This window comes from Streptomyces noursei ATCC 11455, from assembly GCF_001704275.1.
Taxonomy (GTDB): Bacteria; Actinomycetota; Actinomycetes; order Streptomycetales; family Streptomycetaceae; genus Streptomyces; species Streptomyces noursei.
This window is the reverse complement of sequence record NZ_CP011533.1, coordinates 1,505,167-1,528,217: the sequence shown is the minus strand read 5'-3', so window position 1 is coordinate 1,528,217 and position 23,051 is coordinate 1,505,167. Positions and strand designations below refer to the sequence as shown.

General features: G+C 72.9%; 18 protein-coding genes, 1 pseudogene and 1 riboswitch. Of the genes and pseudogenes, 7 read left to right on the top strand and 12 right to left on the bottom strand.

Annotated features, from left to right (window positions below):
• Positions 1 to 5 precede the first annotated feature (5 nt).
• On the bottom strand, positions 6 to 1,379 hold the full coding sequence (locus tag SNOUR_RS06395; RefSeq protein ID WP_167739038.1) for an FAD-dependent oxidoreductase: 1,374 nt from the start codon (positions 1,377 to 1,379) through the stop codon (positions 6 to 8).
• A gap of 195 nt (positions 1,380 to 1,574) precedes the next feature.
• On the opposite strand from SNOUR_RS06395, the gene SNOUR_RS06390 reads away from it, so the two are divergent.
• The gene (locus SNOUR_RS06390; RefSeq protein WP_079142267.1) at positions 1,575 to 2,360 is read left to right on the top strand and encodes a DUF6214 family protein; all 786 of its coding nucleotides are present in this window, start codon (positions 1,575 to 1,577) and stop codon (positions 2,358 to 2,360) included.
• Here SNOUR_RS06390 and SNOUR_RS06385 read toward each other — a convergent pair.
• The 8 genes and pseudogenes from SNOUR_RS06385 to SNOUR_RS06350 all read right to left on the bottom strand — a co-directional run bounded on the left by SNOUR_RS06385 (position 2,357) and on the right by SNOUR_RS06350 (position 10,434).
• Positions 2,357 to 3,019: a TetR/AcrR family transcriptional regulator gene (locus tag SNOUR_RS06385; RefSeq protein ID WP_067344582.1), complete on the bottom strand. Its 663-nt coding sequence runs from the start codon at positions 3,017 to 3,019 to the stop codon at positions 2,357 to 2,359. The genes SNOUR_RS06390 and SNOUR_RS06385 overlap by 4 nt on opposite strands.
• A 457-nt stretch (positions 3,020 to 3,476) precedes the next feature.
• A complete protein-coding gene (rfbB, locus tag SNOUR_RS06380) occupies positions 3,477 to 4,472 on the bottom strand; it encodes a dTDP-glucose 4,6-dehydratase (protein ID WP_067344580.1) in 996 nt (331 codons plus the stop codon).
• A gap of 28 nt (positions 4,473 to 4,500) precedes the next feature.
• Complete coding sequence (locus SNOUR_RS06375; RefSeq protein WP_067344578.1) at positions 4,501 to 5,568, bottom strand: glucose-1-phosphate thymidylyltransferase; 1,068 nt, start codon at positions 5,566 to 5,568, stop codon at positions 4,501 to 4,503.
• 7 nt (positions 5,569 to 5,575) lie between these two features.
• A complete protein-coding gene (locus SNOUR_RS06370) occupies positions 5,576 to 6,940 on the bottom strand; it encodes an NDP-hexose 2,3-dehydratase family protein (protein ID WP_067344576.1) in 1,365 nt (454 codons plus the stop codon).
• Entirely contained in the window at positions 6,937 to 8,124 is a 1,188-nt protein-coding gene (locus SNOUR_RS06365) for a nucleotide disphospho-sugar-binding domain-containing protein (RefSeq protein WP_067344574.1), read from the bottom strand. Before SNOUR_RS06365 ends, SNOUR_RS06370 begins: the two co-directional genes overlap by 4 nt.
• A gap of 41 nt (positions 8,125 to 8,165) precedes the next feature.
• On the bottom strand, positions 8,166 to 8,795 hold the full coding sequence (locus SNOUR_RS06360) for a dTDP-4-dehydrorhamnose 3,5-epimerase family protein (RefSeq protein ID WP_067344572.1): 630 nt from the start codon (positions 8,793 to 8,795) through the stop codon (positions 8,166 to 8,168).
• Positions 8,792 to 9,715, bottom strand: a pseudogene (locus SNOUR_RS06355) (Gfo/Idh/MocA family protein); the annotation flags it as partial. The pseudogene SNOUR_RS06355 and the gene SNOUR_RS06360, both read right to left, overlap by 4 nt.
• Before the next feature lie 395 nt (positions 9,716 to 10,110).
• Entirely contained in the window at positions 10,111 to 10,434 is a 324-nt protein-coding gene (locus tag SNOUR_RS06350) for a putative quinol monooxygenase (RefSeq protein WP_067344570.1), read from the bottom strand.
• A 112-nt stretch (positions 10,435 to 10,546) separates the two neighbouring features.
• Between SNOUR_RS06350 and SNOUR_RS06345 the strand changes: the two genes are divergently transcribed.
• On the top strand, positions 10,547 to 10,936 hold the full coding sequence (locus tag SNOUR_RS06345; protein WP_067357773.1) for an ArsR/SmtB family transcription factor: 390 nt from the start codon (positions 10,547 to 10,549) through the stop codon (positions 10,934 to 10,936).
• A gap of 129 nt (positions 10,937 to 11,065) precedes the next feature.
• Positions 11,066 to 11,377: a cupin domain-containing protein gene (locus tag SNOUR_RS06340; protein ID WP_067344569.1), complete on the top strand. Its 312-nt coding sequence runs from the start codon at positions 11,066 to 11,068 to the stop codon at positions 11,375 to 11,377.
• A gap of 173 nt (positions 11,378 to 11,550) precedes the next feature.
• Here SNOUR_RS06340 and SNOUR_RS06335 read toward each other — a convergent pair whose 3' ends face one another.
• Entirely contained in the window at positions 11,551 to 12,618 is a 1,068-nt protein-coding gene (locus tag SNOUR_RS06335; protein ID WP_159425806.1) for a LysR family transcriptional regulator, read from the bottom strand.
• A 127-nt stretch (positions 12,619 to 12,745) separates the two neighbouring features.
• On the opposite strand from SNOUR_RS06335, the gene SNOUR_RS06330 reads away from it, so the two are divergent.
• Positions 12,746 to 13,147 (top strand): carboxymuconolactone decarboxylase family protein, encoded by a 402-nt coding sequence (locus tag SNOUR_RS06330; RefSeq protein WP_052286558.1) that lies wholly within the window; start codon positions 12,746 to 12,748, stop codon positions 13,145 to 13,147.
• A gap of 140 nt (positions 13,148 to 13,287) precedes the next feature.
• On the opposite strand, the gene SNOUR_RS06325 is transcribed toward SNOUR_RS06330, so the two are convergent.
• Both SNOUR_RS06325 and SNOUR_RS06320 read right to left on the bottom strand, forming a co-directional pair.
• Positions 13,288 to 14,019 (bottom strand): MgtC/SapB family protein, encoded by a 732-nt coding sequence (locus SNOUR_RS06325; RefSeq protein WP_039630329.1) that lies wholly within the window; start codon positions 14,017 to 14,019, stop codon positions 13,288 to 13,290.
• A gap of 102 nt (positions 14,020 to 14,121) precedes the next feature.
• Positions 14,122 to 15,795 (bottom strand): NRAMP family divalent metal transporter, encoded by a 1,674-nt coding sequence (locus SNOUR_RS06320; protein WP_079142261.1) that lies wholly within the window; start codon positions 15,793 to 15,795, stop codon positions 14,122 to 14,124.
• Positions 15,796 to 16,095: 300 nt separating this feature from the next.
• Positions 16,096 to 16,267: riboswitch (M-box (ykoK) riboswitch) on the bottom strand.
• 153 nt (positions 16,268 to 16,420) lie between these two features.
• Between SNOUR_RS06320 and SNOUR_RS06315 the strand changes: the two genes are divergently transcribed.
• From SNOUR_RS06315 to SNOUR_RS06305, 3 genes are all read left to right on the top strand, one after another.
• The gene (locus SNOUR_RS06315; RefSeq protein ID WP_067344565.1) at positions 16,421 to 17,200 is read left to right on the top strand and encodes a DUF1345 domain-containing protein; all 780 of its coding nucleotides are present in this window, start codon (positions 16,421 to 16,423) and stop codon (positions 17,198 to 17,200) included.
• A 452-nt stretch (positions 17,201 to 17,652) separates the two neighbouring features.
• Positions 17,653 to 21,612: an epsilon-poly-L-lysine synthase Pls gene (pls, locus tag SNOUR_RS06310; protein WP_067344563.1), complete on the top strand. Its 3,960-nt coding sequence runs from the start codon at positions 17,653 to 17,655 to the stop codon at positions 21,610 to 21,612.
• On the top strand, positions 21,609 to 23,009 hold the full coding sequence (locus tag SNOUR_RS06305) for a M1 family metallopeptidase (protein WP_067344560.1): 1,401 nt from the start codon (positions 21,609 to 21,611) through the stop codon (positions 23,007 to 23,009). Before pls ends, SNOUR_RS06305 begins: the two co-directional genes overlap by 4 nt.
• The last annotated feature ends 42 nt before the right edge of the window (positions 23,010 to 23,051 follow it).

The window sequence follows — 23,051 nt, the reverse complement described above, 5'->3', positions numbered from 1 at the left end:
CCGGCTCAGCGCCCCACCAGCACCGACCGCGCCGCCCGCAACAGCCCGTCCCAGTCGGCCAACTTGACCGTGCCGCGCCCCAGGCTGCGTCCCCGTTCGGCCTCCGCCGCCTCGATGGCCAGCCAGCCGTGCCAGGGCACCGGCCGCGCCCCGATCCGCTCCAGCGCCGCCACCGGTTCCGCCGCCACCGGCCGCCTGGCCAGCCCGGCCGCGTCGGCCAGCAGGGACCTCGCGGTCTCCTTGGCGCACGGTCGGTTGGTGCCGATCACTCCCGTGGGGCCGCGCTTGATCCACCCCGCCACATAGACACCCGGATACGGCTCCCCGTCCTTCAGGACCCGCCCGTCCGCGTGCGGCACCGTCCCGCTCGCCTCGTCGAACGGCAGCCCCGGCTGCGGCAGGCCGCGGTAGCCGACCGAGCGCAGCACCAACTGTCCGGCGATCTCCTCGTATTCACCCGTCCCCGTGACCCCGCCGCGCCCGTCGGGCACGGTCCGCTCGAACCGCACCGCCCGCACCCCGGTGGCCGGGTCTCCGAGGAGCTCCACCGGGCGCAGGAAGAACCGCAGATGGATCCGGCGCTCGCGCCCCACTCCCGCCGCCATGGCCACCGGCCGCTCGGCCCAGTCGCGCAGCACCTCGACGTTCCGCCGCATCGGGGCCGGCAGTGCGCTCGGATCGCGGTACGCCGGGTCCAGCGCCAGTTCCTCGGGCCGGACGAGCACCCGGGTGCCGGGCAGCGCGCCCAACTCCCGCAGCTCCTTGGTGGTGAACTTGGCCTGCGAGGGGCCGCGCCGCCCCACCATCCACACGTCCTCGACCCGGCTGTCGGCCATCGCTCCCAGCGCGCCCTGCGGCATGTCGGTCGAGGCCAGTTCCGCGGCACCCCGGGACAGCATCCGGGCCACGTCCACCGCGACGTTGCCCACCCCGATCACCACCGCCGAGTCGGCCGTGAGCGTGAAGCCGTCGGCCGCCGCGTCCGGATGCGCGCTGTACCAGGCGACGAAGTCGGTGGCCGGATGGCTGCCGGGCAGGTCCTCCCCGGGGATGTTCAGATGCCGGTCGGTGGCGGCGCCCACGCAGAACACCACCGCGTGGAAGATCTCCCTGAGCTGCGCGAGGCTCACGCCGGCTTCCCCCACCTCCACGTTCCCCAGGAAGTGCACCCGGGGGTGCTCCAGCACCGCCCGCAGGTTGTTCTGCAGCGACTTGATCTTCTCGTGGTCGGGTGCCACGCCGTAGCGCACCAGGCCGTACGGGCAGGGGAGTCGGTCCAGGACGTGGACCTCGACGTCCGGGACGTCCTCCTGCTCGACGAGCGTCTGAGCGGTGTAGACACCGCTCGGTCCGGAACCGATCACTGCGACACGAAGCACGGGTGGCCCCTTCCGCGGAGTACCCCCAGGATCGCACCGGCCGGCCCGCGGCGGGAGAGCTGCGCTATCGGGGTTGCTCCCGGTCCGATGAGCGTGCCGCGCCCGTTGGCCGGGTGAGCTGGAGGCTAGGTTTTGTTTGTGTCGGAAAGTGAGTTTTATACCGATAACCCCCGATATAAAGCGCAAGGCGGGGCATTGGAGTGGCCGGACTGGGAGCTTCAGGCGCATGGCTCGGCCGCGTCCGAACTGGGCCCTTGGTTCAGTGCCCGGCTGACCTTCCCCCACGGCGCCCGGATCGACGTCCTGGTGACGGCCACCGGTGACCGCCTCACCGTCGAGGACGTCCGCGCCGATCCGCCGCTGACACTGGACGATCTCGCCATGCTCGCCCGCTGGATCGAGGGCCCCCTCGACGACGCCTGCCGGGCGGCCACCGGACGCCCCCCGAAGACGGCGCCCGGCCCCGGCGCGCCCCGGGACCCGGAGCCCGGACCGGCAGCCGCCGCACCGGACGAGGGTGAGGGCCTGGCCCGGCCCCGATCGGCCCGCGCGGAGGTCGCCGCGCCGGCGGACGACGTCGTCCACGGCGAGGGAGCGCTTCGCGGGGTGGGTGCCGGGCCGGTGGCCGGCACCGGCGCGGCGGGCGCGGCGCCGGCCGACGGCGCGCCGGGTCCGGAGCCGATCGCCGCGGACGACGATCCGGAACCGGCCGCCGCCTCTCCCGCGCCGAGCCCCGACCCGGACGGGGAGGCCGACGCCGCCCCGCCGCCCGTCGAGTCCCGCGCCGCGGTCCTCGTCCGCTCACGGGCCGGAGAGCGTCGCAAGATCGCGGCGGCCGCCTACCGCGCCGCCCAACAGGAAGGCCGGGACCCGATCCTGGCCGTCATGAACGCCACCGGCCGCAACCGCCGACGGGCCCTACGGCTGATCGCCGGCGCCCGCGACGCCGGCCTGCTGACGCCACGCCACAACAAGCGCTAGGCCGTGCCGCGCCCCCCGCCGGGGCGGCCGCGTGTCGTCGTCCCCTCGGGTGGGCGTTCGCCCGGCGGAACACCCAACTCCCAGTCCAGTCCGTACCGTTGGAACAGTTCGGCGCGCAGTCGGACCCGGGGCATCTGTGCCCCCGGCAGCAGCATCGGCACCACGGATCCCATCAGCAACGCCCGCAGCATCGGATAGTCGGTATCGGGATCGGCCGACCCGTATGCCACCACCGTCTCGCGCAGCAACTGGGCCAGCCGCTGTTGCTCCGGGCACTGGATGAAACCAGGGGCCGTCAGGATGCCGGCCATGTGCGTGCGCATCAGGAGCGGCTCGTCGTGCGCCAGCCCCAGGATCGCGTCGACGGCCCGGGCCAGCAGCTCCCGCCCGGCGTCCGGTCCGGTCGGCCGCGGTTCGCGCTCCAGCGCGGCCTGGAGCGTGCGGTGCATCAGCCGGTGCACGGCCGACTGGAGCAGCTGGTGCTTGCCGGGGAAGTAGTAGGAGATCAGTCCGCGGGCCGCGCCCGCCCGCTGGGCGATGTCGCCGAGCGTCGTCGCCTCGTAACCGCGCTCGCCCACCAGTTCGATCGTCGCCTGCAGCAGTCGCTCGCGGGAGCGCCGCCGCAATTCTTCGTTGACCGATGCGCTGCGGGGGGACATGCTGTAACTCCTGCGTTGACTGGCTCGGAGCCAATATACTCAGCGCAGGTTCCGGAAGTCCGTCCGTGGTGGCGGTAAATCCGGCCAGGCTGCTTGATTCGGGCGACGCGGGGGATCGCCCGAATCAGGTGGAGACACGTTCGCGATCTGCCCCCTGACCTGACGGAACGCAGGTCAGGGGGCAGATCGCGTTCTGGGGCGGCGCGGGGGCGCCGAGGTGGTGCGGGGGCCCTCGCGGGCGGCGCCGATTGACGTATTGTCAGGAACCCGGAACGCGCCGGCCGAATGATCATTGTGTTGCGGCGGAATGACGGCCGCATTTCGCATTGATCAATTGACCGGACGGCCGTCGAGGAAACGATTGTTCGGTTTTGTTGGCCGAGTATCGCCGGATTCCGAGATTCTCCTGCGGCGGTGTGGTGCCCGGTGCCCCGCGGGCGAGGAGCCGTCCGATGGGTCAGGGTCGACCCGGTCGCGACTCATCGGACGGGCCCTGGGTGTCCCACCACTCCCGGTGCGTGCGGTACCACTCCACGGTTTCCGCGAGGCCCTCGTCGAAGGTGCGGCGGGGGCGGTAGCCGAGCTCGGCGGCCGCCTTGCCGTGGTCGAGGGAGTAGCGCAGGTCATGGCCCTTGCGGTCGGCGACCTGGTCGACGCTGTCCCAGGTGGCGTCGCACTCCTTGAGGAGCCGGTCGGTCAGTTCCCGGTTGGTCAGCTCGGTGCCGCCGCCGATGTTGTAGACCTCGCCCGGCCGACCGTGGCGCAGCGCGAGGCGGAGGGCGTGGCAGTGGTCGTCGACGTGCAGCCAGTCCCGGGAGTTCCGGCCGTCGCCGTAGAGCGGCACCCGGCCGCCCCGGAGGAGTCGGGTGGTGAAGAGCGGGATCACCTTCTCGGGGTGCTGGTACGGGCCGTAGTTGTTGGTGCAGCGGGTGATCCGGACGTCCAGGCCGTGGGTGCGGTGGTAGGCGAGGGCGAGCAGGTCGGACGCGGCCTTGGAGGCGCTGTAGGGGGAGGTGGGGGCCAGCGGGGAGTCCTCGGTCCACGAGCCCTCGGCGATCGAGCCGTAGACCTCGTCCGTGGAGACATGAAGGAACGTTCCTGTGCCGTGGCGGACAGCCGCCTCCAGCAGCACCTGGGTACCCACCACGTTCGTCGAGGTGAACGCGGCGCCGGAGGCTATCGAGCGGTCGACGTGCGACTCCGCGGCGCAGTGCACCACCGCGTCGTGGCCGGGCAGCAGCCGGTCGACGAGGTCGTGGTCGCGGATGTCGCCGTGGACGAAGTGCAGCCGCGGGTCGTCGCTCACAGGGGCGAGGTTGGCGCGGTTGCCGGCGTAGGTGAGGGCGTCCAGCACGGTGACGCGGTCGGTCTCCCGGAGCCCCGTGGGACCCAGCAACGTGCGGACGAGGTGGGAGCCGATGAAGCCGGCGCCACCGGTGACGAGGATGTGCATGAGGCGGGTTCTCCCCGGGGTCGGGTGGTCAGGAGGTGAGCTGCACCTTGCTGTGGTCGGCGAGCACCAGGCGGTGTGCGCGGGGTGCCCGGCGCGCGCCGCTGACCTCCACGCCCCGTCCGATCAGCGAGCCTTCGAGGCGGCCGGCGTGGTCGATGCGCGAGCCGTCGAGGACGATGGAGAACTCCACCTCGCTGCCGGTGATCACGCAGTCCCGGCCGACGGCCGTGGACGCGCCTATGTGGGAGTCGGTGATGACGCTGTCCCCGCCGATCACCGCCGGTCCGACGATCCGCGACCGGATGATCCTGGCGCCGGGTTCCACCCGGACCCGGCCGACCAGTTCGCTCGCGGCGTCGACGCTGCCGAGTCGGGCGGGCGCGACGTTCTCCAGCACACAGCGGTTGGCCTCCAGCATGTCGGCGGCGTTCCCGGTGTCCTTCCAGTATCCCGTGATCACGGTGGGGCGCACGGTGTAGTCGTGGGCGACCAGCCACTGGAGGGCGTCGGTGATCTCCAACTCGCCGCGGGCCGACGGGCTGATGGCCCGGATCGCCCGGTGCACGACCGGGGTGAAGAGGTACACGCCGACCAGCGCCAGATCGCTGCGCGGCGCGTGCGGCTTCTCCTCCAGCCGCACCACACGGCCCTCCGGGTCCAGTTCGGCGACACCGAACGCGCACGGATCGGCGACCTTGGCGAGCAGCACGCGGGCGTCCGGGCGGGGCGCGTGGAAGTCCGCGACGAGTTCGTCGATGCCGTCGACGATGATGTTGTCCCCGAGGTACATCACGAAGTCGTCCTCGCCCAGCCAGTCGCGGGCGATCAGCACCGCGTGCGCCAGCCCGAGCGGTTCCCCCTGCGGGAGGTAGGTCACCCGGGCACCGAAGCGGGAGCCGTCGCCGACGGCCGCCTCGATCTCGGCCGCGGTACCGCCGGTGACGATGCCGATCTCGGTGATGCCCGCGGCGACCAGCGACTCGATGCCGTAGAAGAGCACGGGCTTGTTGGCGATGGGGACGAGTTGCTTGGCGGAGGTGTGGGTCAGCGGCCGTAGCCGGCTGCCGGTGCCGCCGGCCAGGACGAGTGCCTTCACGGTGAGTTCACTTCCATGGTGCGTAGCGCATACAGGCGAGCAGGGTGCGGGCCTGGACGTTGACGTGGTTGCCGTGCCGGGTCAGGTCGGCCAGCTGGCCCGGCGTGGTCCACAGGAAGCCCGGCGGGGCCTCGTCGGGGGCCTCCTCGGCGGTCGCCTCGACGAGCAGGTAGCGGCTCTCGGCCCGCAGGAACCGGCCGCCCTCCTCGGAGTGCACCGCCGCGTAGCGGATCCGCGCCGGTGGGGCGCCGCGCACGAGATCCAGGAACGGCGGCCGCCCGTCCGCCAGTCCGGCGTAGTTGCCGGGCGTGCACTGCACCGTGGGGCCGATCTCGACCGACTGGAGCAGACCGCCCTCGACCTTGGCCCGCGCCAGCAGGTGTCGCACCCCGCCGATCCGCCGGGTCACGAAGGCCGTCACGCCCTCGCCCACCGGCGCGAACAGCGGCTGGGTCCAGCTGCCCACCTCGCGGTTCCCGGCCCGCACGGCCACCGCCACCACCCGGAAGAACCGCCCCTCGTCATGGCTGACCGCGGTGTCGGTGCGGGTCCAGCCGCGGACCTCGGCGAGCGGGATCCGATCGACCCGCAGCAGGTGGGCGGCGCGCTGTGCGGTCAGCCACGAACGCACCGCGGTATCCGAGTGCAGCGCTTCCGCGCCGTCGTCGGTGGGGGGCACGCAGGACAGCACCGAGCGCGCGTCCATGTTGACGAGGTTGTCGTGCCCCAGCAACTCGCCGATCTGGCCGAGGGTGAGCCAGCGGAAGTCCTCGTGCTCGGGGACGTCGTCGCGGGTCTCCACGATCATGTTGCGGTTGGCCTTGTGGAGGAACCACGCGCCGTGCTCGGACTGCAGCACGTCGACGAGGACCGAGCCGGGCGCGGGCCGCGCGAAGTACTCCACGTACCGGACCGGCGCGCCCCGGTGTGCGCCGGTGAAGTTGCTGCGGGTCGCCTGCACGGTGGGGGAGAGCTGGACCAGGCCGGGGTTGCCGGGCTCCATCTTGGCCTGCATGAGCACGTGCGGCACCCCGCCGAACTCCTTCACCAGGAGACCGAGGATGCCGACCTCCGGCTGTCGGATGACCGGCTGGTCCCACGCCGGGAACGGCTCCGGACCGCCGCTGACCCGCACGCCCTGCACGGTGAAGAACCGCCCGGTGCGGTGGCCGAGATCACCGCTGTCGGGGTCGAAGGACCAGCCGTCCAGGGCGGCGAACGGGATCGGTGCGACGTGGTGGCGCTCGGTGGCCCGCCGCTGTGCGATCCACTCCGCGACCTCGCCGGTCGGGGTCCGGGCGCCGGCGAGGTCCTCGGCGGACCGGGCCAGGCGCCGTGCGGCATCGGCGTCCGCGCGCCGGGTGAGGCTCATGCGCCTGCTCCCGCCGCGATCCGCGCCAACTCCGGGACCAGGGCGGCCGGTGGCGGCATGGCCTCCATGGTGTGCCGCAGCCGCTCGGCCGCGTGCCCGTATGACGGCTCCCCGAGCAGCGTCCCCAGCGCCTTCCGCAGGAACCGCGGGTCGTTCTGCTGCTCGACGGTGTCGACGGCCACCCCGGCGCCGACGGCCGCCAGCCGCTCGGCGAACGCGAAGGTGTCGGCGAACTGCGGGAGCACCAGCTGCGGTACGCCGAGACCGGCCACGGTCATACCGGTGCCGGCCCCGCCGTGGTGCACCACCGCCGCACAGTCGCCGGCGATCAGGTGCAACGGCAGCGGGTCGATCAGCCGCACCGTGTCCGGCACCGGGCCGAGCTCGGCGCGGTACGCCTCCGGCACGGTCGCCAGGACCTCGACGCCCGACGACCCGTCGCCGGCCGCCGCGAGGATGCCGCGCAGCAGCGGGACGCCGTTGAGAGCCAGGGTGTGCGAACCGAGCGAGACCAGTACGCGGCGCGGTGGCGCCCCGGCCCGCCGCTCGGCCCGCAGCCAGTCCGGCAGCACGCCGTTGCCGTTGTAGGGCACGTACCGCATGGCCAGGCCCGGGGCGACGCCCGGGAGCTGCAGGTCCGCGGGGCAGGGGTCGATCACCGCGGTGGGTTCCGGCAGTTCCGCCAGTCCCAGTTCCTCGTGCAGCGACCGCAGGGCGGCCCGCGCGGCCGGGCCGACGCCGCCCAGCAGCGGATCGACGCCGTACCGGTGCCGCACCACCGGGATGCCCAACTGGGCGCCGACCACCGGGGCGTTGAACTCCATCACGTCGCAGACGATCAGGTCGGGGCGGTGCGCCCGGGCCAGGTCCAGATAGCGCGGCAGCACGTCCGCGCTGTGCCGCTGCCACACGGGCGGGAAGGCGGCGAGCATCTCCGGGGTCCAGCGGCCGACGCATTCGAAGGGCCGCAATCCGGGCCGGAACAGCAGCTCGCGCATCGCGTCGTCGATGCCCGCGCGCCGCCCGGTCGGCACGGCGTTCAGGCCGGCTCCGGCCACCGCGTCCAGGACGTCGGGCTGGCCCGCCACCAGTACGTCGTGGCCGGCGGCCCGCAGCGCCCAGGCGAGCGGCACCATCGGCAGGAAGTGGGTGGCCGACGGACTGGTGATCAGCAGGACGCGCATACGGGCCTCCGGAGTGGCGGCGGGTCCCCGCCCGGCGGGCGTCATGCCCGGCCACCCGTGGCGAGCGCGGAGTACTGCGCCAGGCAGTCGGCATAACTGGGCAGCAGCCCGGCTGCGGCGGCCTCCCGTGCGGTGGGGGCGGCCCGGTCCTTGTCGGACATCACCGGCTCCCCGGCCAGATCCCACGGGATGCCGATCTCGGGATCCAGGGCCTGCACATCGATCATGGTGCCGGGCACGTACTCGGCCGAGCAGAGGTAGTTCATGCACACGTCGTCGCTGAGCGCGAGGAAGGCGTGGCCGATGCCGTCGGCCATCAGGACCCCGATGCCGGAGCCCTCGTCCTGCCGGGTGATCTCGTAGCGTCCGAAGGTCGGCGAGCCCACCCGCAGGTCGACGGCCACGTCCAGGGCGCTGCCCCGGACACAGGTGACGAGCTTCTCCTGGCCGGGCGGCACGGACGTGGTGTGGATGCCGCGCAGCGTGCCGCGCCGGGAGACCGAGTAGTTGACCTGGCGGATCGGGAACGGGCGGCCGAGCGCCTCGCCGAGCGCCTCGGCGCGGAACGCCTCGTAGAAGTGGCCTCTGCGGTCCGGTATGTGGTGCGGCTCGATGCGGTAGGTACCGGGTATCGACAGCTCGGTGACCGTGGCGCGCGGAGTGCGGCTCATGACACGTCCCCCGGGGCCTTCGTGCGGGCCGCGCGGGCCGCGAGGGCGTCGATCGTCTCGGCCACCCGCCGCGACTCCGCCGCCGAAGCGGTCCGTTCGGCGGGCGCCTCGCCGCGGACCTCGCGGACGAACGCCGCCACGATCCTCGCGAACTGGTCGTCCGGCGGCAGGGTGATCTGCTCCCGGTGGTCCTGCCGGGTCACGTCGATGACGGGCTGGTGGCCGGGCGGCGGGGTGAAGGCCCGGTCCAGGCGCAGCCGGCCGGTTGACCCGGTGAGGGCGTACTCGGTCCGGTACGCGTGCTCCATGCCGAAGGTCAGTTGGGCCGGCACGCCCTCGGGGGTGACCAGCAGCGCGCTGCCCGACCGGACCACCCCGTCCGCCTCCCGGAGCGTCGCGCCCACCACCTCCAGGCGCGGCCCGAGGAACCGCAGGGCCGCGCGCACGGGGTAGACCGCCACGTCCAGCAGCGCCCCGGCGCCGAGGTCGGCGTGGTTGCGGATGTTGCTCTCCGGGAGCGGGGGGATGGTGAACGCGGCGCTGAACCCGCGCAGTTGGCCGATGGCCCCGTCCGCGAGCAGTCGGTCCACCGCGGCGTGCTGGGAGTGGTGCAGGAACATGGCGTTCTCCTTGAGCACCACCCCCCGCTCCTCGGCCAGCGCGAACAGCCGCGCGGTGTCGGCGGCCCGGGTCGACAGCGGCTTCTCGGTGAAGACGTGCTTGCCCGCGGTGAGCGCCCGCTCGATCCACTCCGCCTGGAGCATGGCGGGCAGCGGGATGTAGACGGCGTCCACGTCGGGACGTCGCAGCAGCGCGTCGTAGTCGGTCACCGCGGCATCGCCGATCCGTTCGGCGAACCGCCGGCCCTTCTCCGGCGAGCGGCTGGCGAAAGCGGTCAACCGGACGCCGGGATCGGCCGCGAGGGCCGGGGCCGTTCGGCGCCAGGAATCCGGGCGGCGGGCATGAGGACGGCCTGGTCACGTCGGTGAACACCCCCTGCGACGCGGCGTGCCGCCGCCTGGGCAGACGGCCACCGCAACGGGAAAAGAAAACGGAAGACGGAAAACATTGAGAATCGATCTGTGCAGACCCGAAACCGAAGGGTCACTGCAGTGATTACAAAGGATCCGCTGCTAGGTGATTCCCTAGAGCCGTCGGATTGTGCCTATCTGGCCGCGTTCTTAACGAAATGTCAGTGTATTTGCGGGTGCGGGCGTTCCCTCCCTCCCTGAGGGAGGGCTTCCACTGTCCGTCGCCCGTCGTCCGTCGCCCGTCGCCCGTCGTCCGTTTCCGGGTCATGCGGGGCGGTGTCGGCTCACGCGCGACGGTCCCGTGCCCCGTACGGGCTGTGCATGGTGAGATACCGGATCTCCAGATCTCGTTCCAGGTAGTCCATGCGGCGCTCCCAGAAGTCCTGGAGGTGCGGCAGGGCCAGGTGGGCGTCCAGGTCCTCCTTGCTCCGCCACGCTTCGTAGAAGACGAAGACGTCCGGCTCGTCGCGGTCCTCGTGGAAGTGGTACTCCAGGCAGCTCGGCTCCTGTCGCGTCGGCTCGACGAACGACAGCAGGAGCTCCCGCAGTTCCGTCGCGCGCTCGGGCTTGGGGCGGGCGGTGCCGACGAGGGTGAACGGCTGGTCCATGACCGATCTCCGATCCGTGGGTACGGTTTCATAGGTACGGTTTTTGTCGTACCTCTCGGACGGTAACGGCGACCCAAGGTACGATGCAAGTCATACCTTGGAGGTGATGGTGATGCCCGATCGCGAAGGGCACCCCGAGCTGACGGAGATCGAGCTGGGAAAGGTGTTGTCCGCGCTGGCCGATCCGCTGCGGCGGCGGGTCGTGCGGGAGCTGGCGGGCGGGCCCGACGGCGAGGCGCGGACGTGCAGTTCCTTTGCTCTTCCCGTCGGCAAGGCGACCGTCACGCATCACTTCCGCACGCTGCGCGAGGCGGGGCTGATCCGTCAGGTCGATCGGGGCAACAGCCGGATGGCCACCCTCCGTCGGGCCGACATCGAGGACCGCTTCCCCGGGCTGTTGTCGCTGCTGGTGGCGGAGGGGTCCGAGGGGGTCGGCGGGGCTGATGGGGCTGGTGGCGCGGGGGACGCCGGGGGTGCCAGGGGCGTCGGTCCGGTGGTGTGAGGTTTTGCCTTACGGTCGACCGGCGGAGCGCCGTCGTGTCGTAGCGTCACTGCATCCCTTGATCACGATTGCGGGCGTCTCCGGCGGCTGATGCGGCCCTCGGTGCGGCGGCCCGCCAGGAGGTGTGCCATGAACGTCGTCGACCTGCAGGACAAGGCCGCGGAACTGCCCGACGCCTGGAGCTCGTTGCTGCTCGGCCGGGTCGGGGGCGCGGGGGTGAAGGTGCTGCGGATGGACGGGCGCCCCATGGTGCCGGAATCCCATGACACGGCGGAAGCGCTGCTGGTGATGGACGGGGTGCTGCGGTTGACGGTCCACGGCGGCGAGGTCGAGGTGCGCGCGGGGGAGATGTACCTCGTCGAGGCGGGGGTGGAGCATGCCGTGCGCCCCGGCAGTCGGGGCACGCTCGTCATCGTCGACCACGGGTCGACCGTCGGCTAGTTCGTGTTCGCAAATCCCCGCCTGACGTTCGGTGCCCGGCGCGGTGCGACCCGGGGCGTATGCGCAACCAACTGCCCCGCTGCCCGGCCTGCGGTCCGCGGCCCGGCCGGGCGGGAGCGCCTGCCGGGGCACCGATCGCCAGGCGGGACTTCGCGGACACGACCTGGGGCGTGTCACCGTCCTTGCCGTCGAACTCCTCTCTGTCGTGCGGTGGTTGAGGACGCCGTTCGCGCCGCTCCGCTGTCGTCGGTGAGGGCGGTGCAGCCCGTGGCGTCAGTGGTGCCCATGACGTCAGCGGTGCCTGTGGCGTCAATGGTGCTCGTGGCGCCAGTGGCGTCGGGGCTGTCCGTGGGGGTGGTGGCGTCGGTGACATGGGTGAGGACGGTGCGGAGGCGTTCGACGAGTGGGTTGGTGTCGTCGGCGCGCCAGACCAGGTGGAGCGTGGTCGAGGTGCCGGCCAGCGGCCGGGGGGTCACGCCGATGCGGCGCAGCGCACGGTGCGAGTCGGCGAGCACCGCTGCGCCGAACTTGGCCGCGACCAGGGCCAGGAGGGTCTGCACGCTGCGGCCCTCGGCGCTGATCTGCGGCACGATCCCGGCGCCGTGGCACAGCGCGATGATCTCGTCGTAGGACCGGGGTGAGACATCCCGGGGCCAGATGACCAGCGGGATCTGGCCCAGTGCCGCGAGTGGGGCGGGCTCGGAGGGGCAGGCCAGCGGGTGGCCGGCGGGCAGGAACAGCGTCAGCGGCTCGCGCCACCAGACCTGGGTGGACAGCCGGGCGTCGCGCATCGGGAGACGCTGGACGGCGAGGTCGAAACGGCCCTCCAGGACGCCGGTGGACATCTCGGCGTCGTTGAAACTCTCCTCCAACTGGAGGTGGACGCGGGGGAGTTCGCGCCGCACACGGCCCAGCGCGGCGCCCAGCGGCCCGTTGATGCCCGACCCGGCGAAGGTCACAACCAGTCGCCCGGTGATGCCCTGGGCGGCCAGTCGTACGTCCTTCAAGGCGGCCTCCGCCTCGGCGAGCACGGTGGTCGCGCGGTCGACGAGTACCTGTCCGGCCGGTGTCGGGGTCAGTCCGCGCCCCTCCCTGACGAACAGCACGGTGCCCAACTGTCGTTCCATTTCGCGGAGTTGGCGACTGATCGTGGGCTGCGTCAGATGCAGTCGGCGGGCCGCGCCGCTGATGCTGCCCTCTTCCGCGATGGCGACCACATAGCCGAGTAGTCTTAGCTCCATCCATACCTCCCAGGCATGGCAAGTATAGAGACTGCTGCCTGGCAGGCAGATGTGGAGGGCTTCTCGGGCCAGAGTGGAGGCGACGCACCGGCCGGACCGGAGCGCGCATCCGACCCCGAGGAGAGCCATGAACCGCGAAGACCGCTACGCGTACGGCATGAAGGTGCTGGAGCAGGTGGACGGCGAGGCGGGAGCGCGGATCGTCGACTCCCTCGCCGACACCTCGCCGGAATTGGGCCACCAGGTGGTGGCGTGGGCCTTCGGTGACATGTACGCACGCCCCGAACTGGCACCGCGCGAGCGGCAGTTGGTGACCCTGGGGGTGCTCACCGCGCTCGGCGGCTGCGAGATCGAGCTGGAGGTGCACCTCAACGCCGCGCTCAACGTCGGCCTGACCACCACCGAGATCACCGAGGCGCTGTTGCACTCGGCCGTGTACTGCGGCATGCCGCGGTCGATCAACGCCACGCTCGTCGCCAAGAAGGTCTTCGCCGAGCGGGGCCTGCTCCCCGTCACCAACCTCGGCTGAACGGTCCGACGCGGCGCGTGGGCGGCTGCCGCCAGGCTGCCCGCCAGGGCGGAACCGGCGGACGGCTCCGAGCGGGCGAGGAGGCCGATGGCGTCCCGGTGGTGCGGTGTGCGCACGGCGGGTCGGTGCGCGTCGTCGTGTCAGGCCAGTGCCCGCTGTTCCGGGGCGACTTCGGACTCGTCGAGGTGCCAGTGCAGGTCGCGGACGTCCGGCTCCAGGGAGAGCCGGGCGATGACCTGCTCCAGGGCCTGGGCGAGGTCGCCGGAGACGGTGACCGAGGCGCGGATGCCGGTGGTGTCCTCGGCGTCGCGGCGGGCCCGGAGGCTGAGGGGGGTCAGATCGGAGGCGGTGAGCGCCTGGAGGAGCAGGGCGCGGATGTGCGTCTCCGCCCGGCGCTCGCAGACCACGTGGACGGTGGCGTGCACGGCCGCGTCGGGGTCGGAACCGGACGCCGGGGCCCGGTCCAACAGACGCCCGGCCGGGCGCAGCACGAGGTGCACCGCGAGCACGGCGAGGGTGCCGAGGACGGCGAATTCGAGGCGCCCGGAGGCGGCCAGGACGCCGACCGCGGCCGAGCACCACAGGGTGGCCGCGGTGTTCAGCCCGCGTACCCCGGCGCCGTCGCGCAGGATCACCCCGCCGCCGAGGAAGCCGATGCCGGAGACGACGTAGGAGGCGACCCGGGTGGGGCTGCCGGAGTCGCCGACGGCGGTGCTGTAGAGGACGAAGAGGGTGGCGCCGGCGGCGACCAGGGCGTTGGTGCGCAGCCCCGCCATCCGGGCGCGCCACTGGCGCTCGACCCCGATGAGTGCTCCGCAGGCCACACCGGTGGCGAGCCGGACCAGGAAGTCGACGATGGTCAGGGTGTGCACGGAGCACCTCCTCGGGGACGGGGAACGACGGGAAGGGGCCGGCGGTGGACCGGCGGTGGGCCCGCCACGGGCCGCTGTCGGGCCGGTGGCGGGTCGGGGACCTCAGTGGCCGAGGGCGACCTGGACGATCTTGACGACGACCAGGACCATCGCGAGCAGCAGGTACGTCCGCAGGGCGGCCAGGCCGACCTTGTGGCCGGTGGAGAGGACCGGCCGGGTCAGCGTCTCCAGGGGCGGCATCCGCCAGTCGTCCCGGCCGGTGCGGTCCACCGGCCGGCCGCCGCGCGCCCAGCCCTTGCGGCGCCGCCGCACCTCCGCGTACCCCAGCGCCAGGACGCCGGCCCCGCCGCAGCCGGCCATGATGCCGAGGATGGTGCCCGGGCCGAGGTCCGGGAAGAGGACGGCGGCGGTGAGGATCACCGACAGGGTGACCAGGACACCGACGACGGCGGCCGTGAAGGCGTTGGTCCGGCGGCCGTTGACCCAGGGGCCGAGCACCGCCCGGTCGTTGCACAGGAGCAGCAGGAAGACCGAGGCGGAGGGCAGCAGCACCCCGGCCAGGGTCTGCACACCCTCGGTGAGCAGCCCCAGCGGCGAGCCGGGAATCAGCACGATCGCGGCGGCCGCGGCGACCAGGCCCGCGTAGACGCCGTAGAACCCCTTGGCGCCGCCGACGCCGCGGTGCAGGGAGTGCCGGATGCCGAAGACGTCGCCGATGGCGTAGGCGGTGGACAGGGACACCGCGAACGCGCCGATGATCGAGGCGTCCAGCAGGGCCACGGCGAACAGCACCCCGGCGAGCTTGCCGGCGTGGGCGGCCAGGCCGTGCGCGATGCCGGCGGTGTCGGTGAAGGCGCCGGCGCCCGAGGTGCCCGCGAAGGCGGCGGCTGCGCAGCCCATCAGGGCGGCGGCCCCGAGCACCACGATGGCGATGCCGATCCACAGGTCGGCCTTCTCGTATCCCATGTAGCGCGGGGTGATGCGCTTGTCGATGACGTAGGACTGCTGGAAGAACAGCTGCCAGGGGGCGACGGTGGTGCCGACGATGCCGATGATGAGCAGCATCACGGCCGACAACTGGCCCGGCCCGCCGGGGAGGTGCGGGACGACGAAGTCATGGGCCATCTGGCCGGTGGACGGGTGGACCATGAAGTAGAGCGGGACGAGCAGCAGCGAGGCCGCGCACAGCGCGATGGCGATCCGCTCGAACCGGCGGAACGACCCGGTGAAGGCGGAGGCGATGATCACGGCGGCGGCCAGCAGCACCGCGCCGACCTTGGGCAGTCCCAGGTAGCCGGCGGCGAGGGTGATGCCGATGAACTCCGTCACCAGCGTCAGCGCGTTGAGCAGGAACAGGTCGATGACCGAGAACGCGCCCCAGAACTTCCCGAACCGCTCCAGGATGAGCCGGGCGTGCCCCACGCCGGTGACGGCGCCCAGGCGCAGCACCATCTCCTGGTTGACGTAGAGCACCGGGACGAGCAGGAGCAGGGTCCACAGCAGGTGGGTGCCGTAGTTCTGGCCCGCCTGGCCATAGGTGGTGAAGGCGCCGGCGTCGTTGTCGCCGACCATCACGATCAGGCCGGGGCCGACGATGGCCAGCAGGGTCTTGAGCTTGGCGGACAGGCCCCGGCGCGGGGCGGTGTCGTCGTGCCGGATGGTGCCGAGCGCGCCGCGGATGTCACCGGTGTGCGCGTCGTCGAGCACCGCGGTGGGGTGCGGAGCCGGAGCCGGGGCCGTGGCCGCGGCCGTGGAACGGATCGTGGTGTCGGTCATGGCAACCTCCCAAGTCCCCCGAGCGGGGGGAGGTGTTGGGGGCGCGGGGCAGTCATCTCCCCTGCGCGGGCGCGCAGCACGGCGACCCGTGCCGGCGGTGGGCCGTACGGGGGCGTGGGGCGGCGGGGAGGCCGCGCAGGGGAGGTGACTACCGCGTGCCGGAAGTGAGCGAGGGCAGACGGAAGGGGGGCCGATGATGGCCCGGACTACTGCATTCCATGTCTCTCGCCTCCTTCCGGTCGGGGCGCGTCGGGCGCGCCGTCGTCGATCCGGCAAGGAGCGGACCAGTCGCCGTCGACCGGTTCACCCCTACTCGTCAGAGCTTTGGCACGTCACGGCGTAGCCCCGAGTGCGGGCAGCCACTTGGGGTCACCCCTTGGGCCGGGGAGACCTGTCCTGATCCGGAGCGTCTCTCGACGGGTGGGATCAGTGGCCTGTGTCCGTGACGACGCCTCACCGAACGAGGTGCTCGCTTCGTCAAACCTCTAGGAGTCTAGACCCTGCCCACGAGGTACTTGCGCAAGGGTGCAAGTTCTTGACCGACTCTTAACCCCGCGGCGGATCCGTCCCGGAGTCCGGGACGGGCTGCTGGACACCGCTGCGACCTCGGGTGAGCATGAGGCGCATGTCCGAGAACCCCGAGCCCGGCAAGGCGGGCGAAGCCGGTACCGAAGCCGAACGGCTGGACCGCATCGAGGCGCTGCTGGCGCCTGCCGTCGCGGGGGTGGAGGAGGCCGGACGGCGGCTGCGGCCGGCCTGGCGGCGGGTCACCCGCGGTGAGCCCCGCTGGCCCTCGACGCTCGCGGTGCTGGTGGCGGTGGCGCTCCAGTGGCGGCTGCCGGAGCGGCTGGCGATCCATCCGGAGTGGCTGCTGCCGGGGCTGGAGACCGCGCTGGTGCTGGTGCTGGTGGCGGCCGACCCGTACCGCATCGAGCGGGTCTCCCGGCTCTACCGGTGGGCGGGGCTGGCGCTGATCGCGATGATCAGCGCGGCCAACGGGTGGTCCGCGGTCCATCTGGTGATCGGCCTGGTGCGCGGCACGGAGGGTCAGGACGCCGGGGAACTGCTGGCGACCGGCGGTGCCATCTGGGCCACCAACGTCATCGTCTTCGCGCTCTGGTACTGGGAGTGGGACCGCGGCGGCCCGGTCGCCCGGGTCCATGCCGTGCGCCGCTACCCCGACTTCCTCTTCCCGCAGATGGCGACGCCGGAGATGGCCCCGGAGCACTGGGAGCCGCAGTTCGCCGACTACCTGTACCTGTCCTTCACCAACGCCACCGCCTTCAGTCCGACCGACGTGATGCCGCTGACCCGGTGGGCGAAGCTGCTGATGCTGCTCCAGTCGGCGGTCTCGCTGCTGACGGTGGTGCTGGTGGTGGCCCGTGCGGTCAACATCCTCAAGTAGTCGGCTGCCGGGCCCGGTTGGGATGTCCTACGGTGGGCACCCTGAGGTGTAGAGCGGGCCTTTCGAGGGTATGGCGGCATCGTGACGGGACGGTGAGACGGGTCTGAGAACTTCATGAATACTTGCTCAATTGTGCAATCATTTGGCCAAGGCTTGACCGGTTGACCCGTAACCAATCGCTCACAAGGCTCTGACCTGCACTTTTGTCGCTTCGGGGCGGCGGTGCCGAAAACAATCTCCGGTCGGAGTCAATTCTTTCTCACGCCGCGGTCAGGTGTCGGGGCCGCTTTCCCGCTGCTGCCTGGCCGAGCGCGCTTCGGCTGCTTTCACAACACGTTCGAATGGTGGATCTGTGGGTCCTCTGCGAGAACCCGTGCCTGGTCAGCGGCATCTCTAGTGGCGAATGTCCGAGGGTTTCCACCCACCGGCACCGACACAACAGAGGCATAACGATGTCGTCGCCCCTTCTCGAATCGTCCTTCGAGCCGTCAGAGCCACTGCCCGCACGGGCCGTTTACCGCACCGCCGGCACCCCGGCCCCGCGGACCCTGCTCGACGTGCTCGACGCCACCGCAGCCGCACACCCCCAGGCGATCGCCCTGGACACGGGCGCCGAGGTGATCACCTACCGCGACCTGTGCAGCGAGACCGAACGTCGTGCACGGCAGCTCAGGGACCTCGGAATCGGTCCCGGCGACCGGGTCGGAGTCCGCGTGCCCTCCGGAACCGCCGAGCTGTACCTCTCGATCCTCGCCGTCCTGCGCAGCGGAGCGGCGTACGTACCGGTCGATGCCGACGACCCCGACGAGCGGGCCGCCACCGTCTTCCGGGAGGCCGCCGTCTGCGCCGTCCTCGGTCCGGCCGCCCAGCCGCCCGCCCTGGCCCGGCCCGCCGGGGCGCCACGTCCCCCGGGCCTCCAGGACGACGCCTGGATCATCTTCACATCGGGTTCGACCGGCGCGCCCAAGGGCGTCGCGGTCAGCCACCGCTCCGCCGCCGCCTTCGTCGACGCCGAGGCCGTCCTGTTCTGCCAGGACCGCCCGCTGGGCCCCGGCGACCGGGTACTGGCCGGACTGTCCGTCGCCTTCGACGCCTCCTGCGAGGAGATGTGGCTCGCCTGGCGGCACGGCGCCTGCCTGGTGCCCGCCCCCCGCTCGCTGGTCCGCGCCGGCCACGAACTCGGCCCGTGGCTGGTCGAGCGGGGCATCACCGTGGTCTCCACCGTGCCCACCCTCGCCGCGCTCTGGCCCGACGAGGCGATGCGCCGGGTCCGGCTGCTGATCGTCGGCGGCGAGTCCTGCCCCGCCGGGCTCGTCGACCGCTTCGCCGGACCCGGCCGGGAGATGTGGAACACCTACGGCCCGACCGAGGCCACCGTCGTCGCCTGTGCCGCCCGCCTCCGGCCGGGCCAGCCGGTCCGCATCGGCCTGCCCCTGGAGGGCTGGCAGCTGGCCGTCGTGGACCGGGCCGGCCGGCCGGTGCCCTACGGCGCCGAGGGCGAGTTGCTCATCAGCGGCGTCGGCACCGCCCGCTACCTCGACCCGGTCAAGGACGCCGAGCGCTTCCGGCCCGACGACGTCCTGGACACCGCCCGCGCCTACCGCACCGGCGACCTGGTCCGCGCCGAACCCGAGGGCCTGCTCTTCGTCGGCCGCGCCGACGACCAGATCAAACTCGGCGGTCGACGCATCGAGTTGGGCGAGATCGACGCCGCGCTGGCCGCCCTGCCCGGCGTCCTCGGCGCCGCCGCGGCCGTCCAGACCACCCCGGCCGGCACCCAGGTCCTGGTCGGCTACGTCGTCCCCGAGCAGCGCACCACCGACGGCTCCAGCTTCCAGCAGGACAAGGCCCGCGCGCTGCTCCAGGAACGGCTGCCGGCGCAGCTCGTACCCGTCCTCGCGGAGGTCGAGAGCCTGCCCACCCGGACGTCCGGCAAGGTCGACCGCAAGGCGCTGCCCTGGCCGCTGCCGACCGCCCCGGTCGACGGTGCGGCCGGCGCCCCGGCCCCGGCGCTGCACGGCACCGCCGCCCGCCTGGCCGGCATCTGGGAGGAACTCCTCGGCGTCCGGCCCGGCCCGGACAGCGACTTCGTCTCCCTCGGCGGCACCAGCCTGGTCGCCGCCCGGATGGCCTCCCAGCTCCGCGCCCACCACCCCGGCGTCTCGGTCGCCGACCTCTACCGCCACCCGGTGCTGCGCGACATGGCCGTGCACCTCGACTCGCTGGGCGGCCCGGTGGACGAGGTCCGCCCGGTCCGCCCCGTCCCGCGCCGCGCCGGCGTCGTCCAACTCCTCGTCCAGACCGGCCTGTACGGCATCGCCGGCCTGCGCGGACTGGTCGGGCTCGCGCTCGCCGACAACATCCTCGGCTGGCTCGCCCCGCAGGTCTGGGCCCCGCACACCGCCTGGTGGCTGATCATCGTCGGCTGGGTGGTGCTCTACAGCGCCCCGATGCGCTGCGCCCTCGGCGCCCTCGCCGCCCGGATGCTCGCCGGCTCGATCCGGCCCGGCGCCTATCCGCGCGGCGGCGCCACCCATCTGCGCCTGTGGACCGCCGAACGCGTGGTCGCCGCCTTCGGCGTCCCCTCGCTGCTCGGTACGCCCTGGGCGCGGCTGTACGCCCGGACCCTGGGCTGCACCACCGGGCGGAACGTGGCGCTGCACACCATGCCGCCGGTCACCGGCCTCGCCGAACTCGGCGACGGCTGCAGCATCGAACCCGAGGCCGACCTCTCCGGCTGGTGGCTCGACGGCGACACCCTGCACATCGGCGCCGTCCGGATCGGCGCCGGCGCCCGGGTCGCCCACCGCAGCATGCTGATGCCCGGCGCCGTCGTCGGACAGGGCGCCGAACTCACCGCCGGCGCCTGCCTGGACGGCGAGATCCCCGACGGCGCCTGCTGGTCCGGCTCCCCGGCCCGCCCGGCCGGCGCCGCCGAGCGGATGGCCGGCGCCGCGTGGCCCGCCCCGCGCTGGCGGCGTTCGCTCGGCTGGAGCGCCGCCTACGGTCTCTCCCTGCTGGGCCTGCCGCTGCTGGCGCTGCTGTCCACCGCCCCGGCACTGGTCGGCGCGTACTTCCTGCTCCGCGACAGCGGCACCCTCGCCACCGCGGCGGTCCGCCTGCTGCTGGCCGTCCCGGTCTTCACGCTCGTCACCACCGGCTCCTCGATCCTGGTGACCGCCGCCGTGGTGCGGCTCCTCGGCCGCGGCATCACGCCGGGCGTGCACCCGGCGAGCGGCGGCGTCGCCTGGCGCGCCTGGCTGGTGACCCGCCTCCTGGACGGCGCCCGCGGCAGCCTCTTCCCGCTCTACGCCAGCCTCGGCACCCCGCACTGGCTGCGGCTGCTCGGCGCCAAGGTCGGCAAGCACGCGGAGATCTCCACCGTGCTGCCGCTGCCCTCGCTGCTGCACGTCGAGGACGGCGCCTTCCTGGCCGACGACACCCTGGTCGCCCCCTTCGAACTCCGCGGCGGATGGCTGCGGTTGGGGACCGTCCGGATCGGCCGCCGGGCCTTCGTCGGCAACTCCGGCATCGTCGACCCCGGCCACGACGTCCCCGACCACAGCCTGGTCGGCGTGCTCTCCAACGCACCCGCCGACGGCGAGCCCGGGATGTCGTGGCTGGGTCGGCCCGCGATGCCGCTGCCCCGGGTGGCGGCCCAGGCCGATCCGGCGCGTACCTTCGCGCCGCCGCGCAAGCTGGTCCTGGCCCGCGCCGCCGTCGAACTGTGCCGGGTGCTGCCCCTGATGTGCGGAGTGGCCCTCGCCGAGGGCGTGTTCCTCACCGAGCAGGACGTCTTCGCCAGCGGCGGCCTCGGCCTCGCGGCGCTGGTCGGCGCCCCGCTGCTGCTGCTCTCGGGCCTGGTGGCGCTGCTCGTCACGACCCTGGCGAAGTGGACGCTGGTCGGCCGGTTCACCGCCGGCGAGCACCCGCTGTGGTCGCCCTTCGTCTGGCGCAACGAGCTCTACGACACCTTCGTCGAGTCGCTCGCCGTGCCGTCGATGGCCGGCGCCTTCACCGGCACCCCGGTCCTCAACTGGTGGCTGCGCACCCTCGGCGCCAAGATCGGCCGCGGCGTCTGGCTGGAGAGCTACTGGCTGCCGGAGACCGACCTGATCACCCTCGCCGACGGCGTCAGCGTCAACCGCGGCTGCGTGCTGCAGACCCACCTGTTCCACGACCGGATCATGCGCCTGGACACCGTCCGGCTCGCCGAGGGCTCTTCGCTCGGCCCGCACGGCATCGTGCTCCCCGGCACCGACGTCGGCGCGCGCGCCTCGATCGCACCGTCCTCCCTGGTCATGCGCGGCGAGAGCGTGCCCGCGCACACCCGCTGGGCCGGCAACCCGATCGCCGGCGAACGCCCGACCCGTCCCGCCGCGGCGCTCGCGGAGGGTGGTGCTGCCGCGTGACCCGATGCAGTCGGCGCGCCCTCATCAGGGGTGCAGCCCTGCTCCCGCTCGTCGCGACGGTCGCCGACGGCCTGGGCGGAGCGCGCCCCGACCGCTACTTCCCGCGGCACGGCACCTACGCGCACGACACGGTCTCCTACGACCTGCACCTGTCCTACCGCCCGGCCGACGGCAGCCTCGACGGCCGGGCCCGCATCGAGGCGGTGGCCAACGAGCCCCTGAACCGGGTGGAGTTGGACCTCTCCCGGCTCAGCGCGCACACCGCCCGGATCGACGGGACCCGGGTCCGGGCCCGCCAGAACAACGGCAAGCTGTACCTGGACACCCCGCACCCGCTCGCCACCGGCACGCGCTTCACCGTGGACGTCGGCTACCGCGGTCGGCCCCGGCCGGTCCGCTCGCCGTTCGGCCCGATCGGCTGGGACCGCACCGGCGACCCGCACGACGGCACGATGGTCGCCTCCCAGCCGCTCGGCGCCCCGTCGTGGTTCCCGTGCAACGACCGGCCCGACGACAAGGCGGCCTTCACCTTCCGGATCACCGTCCCGCACGGTCAGCACGCCCTCGCCAACGGCACCCTGCTCGAACGCCGCCGCAGCGGGCACCGCGAGTGCTGGACCTACCACCACCCCGGCCCCATGGCCCCGTACCTCGCCGCGCTCTACACCGGCCGCTTCCGGCACGACAGCGGCACCGCCCACCTCGGCCCGGAACACCCGTCGATCGCGCTGCACAACTCCTACCCGTCGTGGATGGCCGAGGACGCCGCGCACGACCTGGCCCGCCAGCCGGAGATGCTCCGGGCGTTCAGCGGCCACTTCGGCCGCTATCCGTTCGAGGCGTACGGCGCGGTGGTCGTCGACGCCGAACTCGCCGCCCCGGTCGAGAACCAGACCCGGTCGGTGTTCGGCAGCAACCACATCGACGGGGAGCGCGGCGCGGAGACCCTGGTCGCGCACGAGATCGCCCACCAGTGGTACGGCAACAGCGTCAGCCTGCGCGACTGGCGCGACATCTGGCTCAACGAGGGCTTCGCCACCTACGCGGAGTGGCTGTGGTCCGAGCACATCGGCGAGGACAGCGCCGACGAGATCGCCCGCCGCGAATGGCGGTCGCTGCGCGACCGTCCCCAGGACCTGCGGGTCGCCGACCCCGGTCAGCGGCGGATCTTCGACGACCGGGTCTACGTCCGCGGCGCCTGCGCCCTGCACGCGCTGCGCCGCTCCGTCGGCGACAGCCGGTTCTTCGCCGTGCTGCGCGGCTGGCACGGCGAGCACCGCGGCGGCAGTGCCAACACCGCGGCGTTCCTGGCCCATGCCGAACGCTGTGCCGGCCCGGTCCGCCCGCTGCTGCACAACTGGCTGTACGAGAAGCCGCTGCCAGCTCTGGCGGTCTGAGAACCCGGTACCCCGGTGGCGGACAGCCGACCCGCCCGCCAC

Excerpts from the sequence above, each read along its gene's own strand:
- SNOUR_RS06315 (WP_067344565.1), top strand. The coding sequence starts at position 16,421 with ATGTCCGAGAACCCCGAGCCCGGCAAGGCGGGCGAAGCCGGTACCGAA.
- SNOUR_RS06350 (WP_067344570.1), bottom strand. The coding sequence starts at position 10,434 with ATGGACCAGCCGTTCACCCTCGTCGGCACCGCCCGCCCCAAGCCCGAG.
- SNOUR_RS06320 (WP_079142261.1), bottom strand. The coding sequence starts at position 15,795 with ATGACCGACACCACGATCCGTTCCACGGCCGCGGCCACGGCCCCGGCT.
- SNOUR_RS06370 (WP_067344576.1), bottom strand. The coding sequence starts at position 6,940 with ATGAGCCTCACCCGGCGCGCGGACGCCGATGCCGCACGGCGCCTGGCC.
- pls (WP_067344563.1), top strand. The coding sequence starts at position 17,653 with ATGTCGTCGCCCCTTCTCGAATCGTCCTTCGAGCCGTCAGAGCCACTG.
- SNOUR_RS06335 (WP_159425806.1), bottom strand. The coding sequence starts at position 12,618 with ATGGAGCTAAGACTACTCGGCTATGTGGTCGCCATCGCGGAAGAGGGC.
- SNOUR_RS06385 (WP_067344582.1), bottom strand. The coding sequence starts at position 3,019 with ATGTCCCCCCGCAGCGCATCGGTCAACGAAGAATTGCGGCGGCGCTCC.
- rfbB (WP_067344580.1), bottom strand. The coding sequence starts at position 4,472 with ATGCACATCCTCGTCACCGGTGGCGCCGGCTTCATCGGCTCCCACCTC.
- SNOUR_RS06365 (WP_067344574.1), bottom strand. The coding sequence starts at position 8,124 with ATGCGCGTCCTGCTGATCACCAGTCCGTCGGCCACCCACTTCCTGCCG.
- SNOUR_RS06360 (WP_067344572.1), bottom strand. The coding sequence starts at position 8,795 with ATGAGCCGCACTCCGCGCGCCACGGTCACCGAGCTGTCGATACCCGGT.
- SNOUR_RS06330 (WP_052286558.1), top strand. The coding sequence starts at position 12,746 with ATGAACCGCGAAGACCGCTACGCGTACGGCATGAAGGTGCTGGAGCAG.
- SNOUR_RS06345 (WP_067357773.1), top strand. The coding sequence starts at position 10,547 with ATGCCCGATCGCGAAGGGCACCCCGAGCTGACGGAGATCGAGCTGGGA.
- SNOUR_RS06340 (WP_067344569.1), top strand. The coding sequence starts at position 11,066 with ATGAACGTCGTCGACCTGCAGGACAAGGCCGCGGAACTGCCCGACGCC.